This window comes from Nocardia sp. CA-120079 (genome assembly GCF_050955745.1).
GTDB lineage: Bacteria > Actinomycetota > Actinomycetes > Mycobacteriales > Mycobacteriaceae > Nocardia.
In genome coordinates this window covers 8,669,688-8,677,198 of record NZ_CP192088.1, presented here as the reverse complement: position 1 = coordinate 8,677,198, position 7,511 = coordinate 8,669,688, and the positions used below count along the sequence as shown (strand labels likewise).

Below are 7,511 nucleotides of genomic sequence, written 5' to 3'. Positions count from 1 at the left end.
AGTACTAACTGAACTACTCGCTACGAGACCGGCCCTCACGTTCGCGTTCGGTGCGTTCACGCTCGCGCTGCTGGTGTATCGACCGGTCCCGTTCCATATCGGCTCGTGTTCGGGAAGGGTCGGATTCGAGCAACTTTGGGGGTTCGTTGCTGTTTAGTCCGAGAATGCCCATCATCTGCGGCGATAGCCCGTTCTCTCTGGCTAATGCTCGCGCGTTGTCGCGTTCGCGTGTAGCTCGTACTCGGGCATCCTCGCGTTCCTGCTCCGGGGTTCGCTGCGGTGCGGGTGGCGGTGCCGGGGGTTCTTGGGCGCGTCCCGGTTTGATCTCGAGACCGGGCACCTCTCGCGCATGTGCCTCGCGGTCGGTGCGGGCGGGTGGTTGAGCTTTGAGTATCTGCTCCCAGGTCGGAAATTCCCGTACTACCCGTGCGGTAGCTTCACGTTCGACCCGGGCGCGTTCATCTCGCGCCTTGTTCTCCCGTGCCCGCTCATCCCGATCTTTCGTTATCCCTCGCTGCTGTCCGTCCTTCTCCCGAGTCGGCTCCTCACGCTCTTTCGGCTCCCGCGCCCGCACGATTTCCCGGATCTTCTCCAGACGTTTACGAGCACGGTCAGCGCGGACTAGCTCTGACACGCGGACCAGTTCGAGTTGCTGGGACATCAGAGATTGACCTAGGCGCATCGCGCGTAATGCATCGGCGCGGGAAACGATCTCGTGCTGAAACCGGCCGGGAAAATCGCGAGCCAATTCCTGCATTTCCTCGCGTACTTTATCGGGGAGCGTCTCACCTTCGACCGTTTCCCACGCACTGTGCGTCATCTGCCCGGAGTCGAGTGCATGGCGTTCAACACCTAACTGCCGCAGTGCTTCCCGCTCATTAACGCGCCCTGACTTACGTTCCACACCACGTGTGCCGCGACCATCAGTACGCGCTGAATCAAGCCTGCGCTTACCTTCGCGATTCTCTATTTCGAACTGTCGGATCCAGCCTCGCTCCGCCGTTTCTCCCCGCTCGTGCGCCCTCCCGAGTTCGAAATAGAATTCCTTTTCATAGTTGCTGAGATCTCGCCGGAATCTGTCGTATTCGTCGGACACGGCACCCGCCCCCCGTTTACGAATTCATTTGCTACGCAGGCAAGTGAGCCCTGTCGATGTTGTACTCGACCATGTCGGGGCCGTAATTCCGCCTGAACAGGGTTTCCGCCTTAGACACCACACTTTGCACCGAATCGCCACGTACACATACCGCAGGGCCGATGTCGGTATAGAGGGGAGCGCCCCACTGTGGGCGATTCGTCCAGGCGCTGTCCGGATGTCGCCGTATATGACACTCGCCCAGGAACCGAACGAGACCATCAGCGAGCGACCAGTTCTCGGGCGCGGTGAAACCTGCCCAGTCACCGAATAGTTGAACCGCAGCCTCGAGTACGCGGGTTGACACAGGCGGCTTCCACCACTCCGCATCGTTGCCCAGATTTGGAACCGCCGTCGAGAGGAAAGCTCGTATCTCTGATTCCATGCGTTCGGGCGCAACCCAATCCAAAAATGCTTGGGTCTTGTCATCGAACTCGATATCGAAACCGATCTGTTCGTCATTCCCCACGCCATGCCTCCGTATGATCGTCATTGCCGTTGTGTCAGTGTCTCATCACCGTTCGACACGTGTGCTTGGTCGGAGCACTCCCGCGTCGATCAAAGTCCAGACGGCCTCGTGCTTTGCGCCGCATGAGTCGGCGTCGCAGTTGATGCGCTGACGGAATACGCGGCGCGCTTCATCGACGCTGTACGGATTGTCCGGTGCACGGTGGCACTGGTCGCGAGCGATGCGAGCGAGTATTTCCGTGCTCGGGCGTTCACCGTCGACGTGCACCGGGCGATCGACAAGGTACGGCAGTACGTAGAAGACCACGACGCCCAACGTCACAACCCCTGCGACGGTTGCGCATACGAGTCCAGAAGTAGACACCTAGTCCGCCTCCGTGTCGTTGATCGAGATCGGTTCGACGGTGATCACGGCATGCTCGTCTAACTCGTGAAAGTCATCCAATGCGAATGTGAATGTCTGGCCGATAAACCCGTGATCGTCAACAGGTTCCCAGGTTCCGTCGTCGCGCTGCAACCACCCCGCCGGGCGGTCGGTTTTGGTGTTGGTGTCGCGCAGCGCGAGAACGATTGCGCGGCTTGCGCGCTCGATAGCGGCCTTGCAGTAGCGGCAAGTGCCGGTGCTCGGCTCGGCATCCTCATAGGTGCAGCGGGGGCAGAGCTTCGCTTTCGGCTCACTGAGCGCCATTCGGCACCCCCTCGGGTTGTTCATGCTCACCGATCCACCGATTGCCCGCAATCACGAACAGCTCAATCACTTCGGCGGTCGGCGGTTGCCACCACGCGTGGAACTCGGGCCGTGGTGGGCCGATGAACGGAACTCGTTGCGGAAGGTCGCTCACAGTCACGGTCTGCTCCCCTTGTCATTGGCTGCACACCCCCAGCGGGGGGACCAACCGCACTGTTGGGCGGCTCGTAGCTCGCGGTGCGCTCTGGGGCGCGTCCAGCTGGGGAGGTGCTCAATCCGACGTTATGGGCATATAAGAGCGGCGAGTGACAACCTGGTGACAACTCGCAACGCCCTGGTCGCGGCCGGTAGTCTCGGCTGTAGATGCCAAACCCTGCCCAACTGCTAGGGAGTCCGCCGTGACCCACGTAGGCCACCGCATCGCGGTTGAACGCAAGCTCGCCGGACTGAAACAAATCCAGTTGGCGCAGAAAGCCAATTACAGCGTGTCTTTGCTGCGGGCTGTCGAGCAAGGGCGCGAACCGGCATCCCCGGCGTTCATCGCTGCGATTGCGCGGTCGTTGAGTGTCGAGCCCGAGCGACTGACCGGAGTGCCGTACTACGCCGAAATCGAGGCGGACGGTGGGCCACTCGAAGGTCTGACCGAACTGCGCGCGCTGATCGCGGAAGGTTCGTACGCCCAAGGTGTGGAACCGCCGACTCTTGCGGAACTGGCCGCGGAGATGGCCGCCATTGATCGGGACTGCCGCGACGACAAGAGTCGGATGGCGCTGGCCCGGCTCCCTGTGCACATGCGCCAGTTGTACGGTGCGCTTCACGCGGCCAGTTCCGCCGCCGAGCGCGGGGAGATCTACAACTTGTTGTGTGCGGCACACGCGGCAGCCGAACGGCTGTGCCGCAGGTTTGGGTACATGGGCTTGGCCGTTTCCGCGCTGGATCGCCTCGAGGGGTTCGCCGCACAAGCGGATGACCCGCTGTACGCGGCGCTCGGAAGGATCAAGCGCGCTCGAATCCTGATGTACCACAATGCAAATGATGTCGCGCTGACGTTAATCGAAAAGGCGGTCGACACGATCACTGGTGACGATGCCGCTGCTACTGAGGTACGCGGGTTCGGGCACCTGTGCGGGTCGATCATTGCCGCTCGTGGGTTCCGTCCCGACGTTGCTCGAAACCACATCACGGAGGCTCGAAAGTTCGCGCTACACGTCGACGGAGAATCCGACATGTACGGCACAATGTTCGGTCCCGCGAACGTCGAGATCCATTCGTGTGCAGTGGAACTCGAAGCAGGCGACCCCGATAGAGCGGCCCGCGAAGGAACGGCGCTCGTGCTTCCAGCGGGTATCGCGCTACCGCGTGCCGGTCATCACTGGCAGGACGTAGCACGGGCGTGGTTGATGTCCGGGCAGCCGGACAAAGCGCTGAAATCGTTGAACCTCGCGCGGCGGGTTGCACCGCAGCAAACCCGCTTGCACCCATCGGTACGCGAGACGCTGCACGGGATCGCGGCGGCTGAACGACGGCGTACCGATAGCCTGTCAAGTTTCGCTGGCTGGGTTGGTGTCGCGCTCTGACGTTCTTGTCGGCGGTCCGCCAAACCAGCCCGGTCGACCGACCCGCTGCACATGGCCGCCGTCGACCTTGACCAGGCACTCGAGCAGGCCGACATCGACGACGACCGCGCCCAGTGCATGCCTAGTTCCCGTACCGCTCTTCGGCCCATGCAGCGCCGACAATCACGCCTCCAACCATTGTCCTGCCGGACCGCGAATTCTGTCGCCACCGCAAAAGCCGGAACCGCCCGCTACGCATTCGAATGCATTTCGCATCGCGCTGCCATATCGCCTGCCGTACCAGACAATTGGGTACAGATGAAGGTCTGCCGAAGGAAGTCATGAATACACGCAAGCTCCTGCTGGTGTCATTGCTGTCCGTGCCGCTGTTGACAGGCGGTTGCGCACATCAGAATTCGAAACCGATCTCCCAGGCCGTGCCGCATCCGCCTGCCGCGCACGAGGCCGCACGGGTGCCGGTCGGTCCGGGCCCGTCGGGGACCTATACGGTTCAGCCGCAACCGGCCGAGGGCAGCTGCCATTTCGGCAAGTCCGCCAGCGGTCAGCCGCTACCGGATCCGGCGTGCACCCCGGGCGCGACCAACCCCAAGGTCACCGCCGACACCTTGGGCAGCACCATTTGCGCCAGCGGCTACACGTCCTCGATCCGCCCGCCGGCCAACATCACCAACCGGGAAAGAGACGCCAACGCCAAGTCCTACGGGTACACCGGCCCGCTGCACGACGCCGAATACGACCACCTGGTCTCGCTGGAACTCGGCGGCGACCCCAACGACCCACGCAACCTGTGGGTGGAGCCACCTTCCCCCGACCACAAGCCCGGAGCCGGACCCAACAATCCGAAGGACACCGTCGAGAACCAGCTGCATTCGCTGGTGTGCTCGGGCAAGGTGGCCCTGACCGACGCCCAGGACGCCATCGTCGCCGACTGGACCACCGCCCTCGCCACTGTCGGCCATCCCGACGGAAAGTAATGGCGCGCTGCCATTTTCGGTTCGGTTCGACGGTGGCGAATGGCCCAGCACGCCGCGAGTTCCTGCTGCTCGGCCGGATTCGCCGATGCACTTCATACTCGCAGCGGAGGCTGCTGACCGCGTTGAGCGGCAGCCGCGGATGCGTCAACGGGAGTTCGAGATGGAGAAGGAGCGGGGCGGCCTGACACCGTGAGTCGGGTCCAGAGCTCTTCCTTCAGCGACGGTTGAGCCCCGAGCTTTCGTGAATCGCGTAACTCGGCGCTGTGCCAGGATAGGAACGGTAATAAGCTCGGGCATTGTGCGTGCGTTCCCATGCGCGGTGCGCAGATGAGGGAGATTGCGGCGACGTGACCACACCTGATGGCGAAGCACCCGGCGACAAGTCGAATGAAGAGCCGCACCCGAATCACGAGCAGCGCGCCGCGGTACCGGATGGCGATGCGGAGTTCATGGCCGAGTTCATGAAGGCCTTCGATGCGGCCGAAGCCAACCCAACCGAGGAAGAAGACGAGGACGCCCCCGATATCGGCTTCACCCTCGACGAACCAGTAGACGTCGCCGAGCACGCCAAACAGCTCATGCACCGGATCGCTCGCGCGCTCGCGGCCGGTGGCCCACCGGGCTGGCGGCGCCTGGCGGCCGTCTTCGCGATGACCACGAGCACCGAATTCGGGTTGGTGACCTTCGCCGATGACGAACAGCGCGAGGCGCGGGTCCAGCCTGGCGATGATGTGGTCGAACTGGTCCGCGAACAGCGCCATCTCTCGGCTCAATTGAGCGATGGCCCCTGGTGGCGGCTGTTGATCGAGTTGGCGAGCACCGGCGAGATCGAGGTCGATTACGACTACGGTGACGAGCCCTTCCCGGACGATCACCTATTCCTTCCCGAGGTCTATCTCGCGGATTTGCAGGCGTATCCGCGCGACCGGCTGCCGGTTTGGCTCGCCGCCTATATCGGCCACGGTGACCGGCAATCGCGCCCGGCGGCCGCGGCGGCCGCGCAGGCCAGGGCGGACCGGGAGATCGGCGTGCGCCCGGTGCTGTCCGAGCGGGACTTTCCGGCCTTCCCGGTGCTGTCGGCCCGCTGGGCCGTTATCGCGGCTGCTTTCGTGGCCGCCGGATCACAGTGGGGGCCAAGGGTTTTGCCCGCTCTCGGCTGGTTCGAAGGTTCGAAACGCAGCGGGTCGACCCTGTATGCCCTGCCGGGTGGTCGCGCGGTGCTGTCCGGTGGCGTATGGAATGCGCCCGAACTCGATGCCGTCTACAACGGTTCGGCGCCGATGCCGGCACTGTATGCAGGCGCCCCGGAGTGGGTCGCCAATCCGGTGTTGAATCCGCGCGCGGCCAGCGGGCTGTTGTCGTTCTGCTATTGGTGGGACGGCGGTCGGTGGTATCGCGGCGAGTCGCCGACCGCGGACCGGCTCAGCGAAGCGGTGCCCGGCATCTGGACCTCCGATACGGTGGCCGGTGTGGTCGCGGGGTTGCTCGCGGAGCAGCCGAGCGATGGGCAGCGGGCGGCGGTGGCGAATCTGGTGTCGGCGGCGGAAATCGGTGTGGTGACTCGGGATACGCTCGTCGAGGTCTTCGGCGACGACGGCACCTTCGATATCGACAGCGCCCTCTATCAGCTCACGCTGGCCGGTGTGACGATCACCTTGCCGGAGCCGATCTCGCGGGACGCCGCGATGGCCCAGGTCCGCCAGTTCATTCTGGATCAGAATATGGACACCACCGGTTATCCGCTGGAAGATCTGCGTGCAGACCGGATCAGTGTCGGCTGGATGGTGTACGTGCCGACCGAACCCGGTGAGATCTCGATCGGGCGCGCGATCTTCTATGTCGCCGATGACGGTGTGCTGGAGCAATCTTCGTCATCGGTGGCGCCGTCGGTCTATGCAGCGGAGTTCGAGCAGCGCTTCCAGCAGCGGCACGGTCCGGTACAGGCCTAGGATCCGTCGGTGCGCCAGCTGTAGCCGAAGCCGCGGATGGTGGTGATCAAACCGGGGCGGTCGAGTTTCGCGCGCAATCCCGCCATATGCACATCCAGTGCCCGCGACACCGAGGCCGACGAGTCGCCCCAGATGCGGTCCATCAGCTCTTGCCTGCTGACTGCGGTATCGGGTCGTTCCGCGAGGATCCGAACCAGCTGGAACTCCTTGTGAGTCAGCATGATCGGCACCCCGGCCACCTCGACCTGCCGAGCCATCAGATCCACCCGAACATCTTGGGAGACAACCGTTTCCACGGGTGCGGTGTGGATAACGACGCGGCGGGTGACCGTCTCCAGCCGCGCGACCAGCTCCGCGATGCGCGGCGGTTTCACCAGATAGTCGTCCGCGCCGGAGCGCAGCGCGAGCACCACGGTGCGCTCACTGGCCCGGGCGGTGAGAATCAGGACGGGGACCGTGCTGACTTCACGCAGCCGCCGCAATACCTCCAACCCGTCCATATCCGGAAGTCCGAGATCGAGGATCACCGCGTCGTAGTCGCGGTGGGTGCGTAGTAGGTCCGCGCCGCGCCGCTTGCGGTCGATGAGGTAGCCCCGAGCGGTGAGCGCGGCCTGCAGCGCTTCCCCGACTCCGTCATCGTCTTCCACCAGCACAAGCCGCACGCGCCGATCCTTGCAAAGCGAAGGTTCGACGCGCAGCCGTTTGCGGATAGCCATGGTC

Annotated in this window: 7 protein-coding genes; 3 read left to right on the top strand and 4 right to left on the bottom strand. The window is 63.8% G+C overall.

The window, feature by feature from the left end; all coding sequences use genetic code 11:
- Nucleotides 1–13: 13 nt before the first annotated feature.
- The 3 genes from ACQPYR_RS39510 to ACQPYR_RS39500 form a co-directional block, all read right to left on the bottom strand.
- On the bottom strand, nt 14–1,096 hold the full coding sequence (locus ACQPYR_RS39510; protein WP_433624656.1) for a hypothetical protein: 1,083 nt from the start codon (nt 1,094–1,096) through the stop codon (nt 14–16).
- 31 nt (nt 1,097–1,127) lie between these two features.
- Nucleotides 1,128–1,604, bottom strand: a complete 477-nt coding sequence (locus ACQPYR_RS39505; RefSeq protein ID WP_433624654.1) for a hypothetical protein — start codon at nt 1,602–1,604, stop codon at nt 1,128–1,130.
- A gap of 363 nt (nt 1,605–1,967) precedes the next feature.
- Nucleotides 1,968–2,291 carry a hypothetical protein gene (locus tag ACQPYR_RS39500; protein ID WP_433624652.1) on the bottom strand — a complete coding sequence of 108 codons (324 nt, stop codon included), beginning with the start codon at nt 2,289–2,291 and terminating at the stop codon, nt 1,968–1,970.
- A 398-nt stretch (nt 2,292–2,689) separates the two neighbouring features.
- Between ACQPYR_RS39500 and ACQPYR_RS39495 the strand changes: the two genes are divergently transcribed.
- From ACQPYR_RS39495 to ACQPYR_RS39485, 3 genes are all read left to right on the top strand, one after another.
- Entirely contained in the window at nt 2,690–3,868 is a 1,179-nt protein-coding gene (locus ACQPYR_RS39495) for a helix-turn-helix domain-containing protein (RefSeq protein WP_433624650.1), read from the top strand.
- A gap of 320 nt (nt 3,869–4,188) precedes the next feature.
- Complete coding sequence (locus ACQPYR_RS39490) at nt 4,189–4,842, top strand: hypothetical protein (RefSeq protein ID WP_433624648.1); 654 nt, start codon at nt 4,189–4,191, stop codon at nt 4,840–4,842.
- Nucleotides 4,843–5,189: 347 nt separating this feature from the next.
- Nucleotides 5,190–6,791 carry a hypothetical protein gene (locus ACQPYR_RS39485; protein WP_433624646.1) on the top strand — a complete coding sequence of 534 codons (1,602 nt, stop codon included), beginning with the start codon at nt 5,190–5,192 and terminating at the stop codon, nt 6,789–6,791.
- Here ACQPYR_RS39485 and ACQPYR_RS39480 read toward each other — a convergent pair.
- Entirely contained in the window at nt 6,788–7,453 is a 666-nt protein-coding gene (locus ACQPYR_RS39480; protein ID WP_433624644.1) for a response regulator transcription factor, read from the bottom strand. The two genes, ACQPYR_RS39485 and ACQPYR_RS39480, sit on opposite strands and share 4 nt — an antisense overlap.
- Nucleotides 7,454–7,511 lie beyond the last annotated feature (58 nt).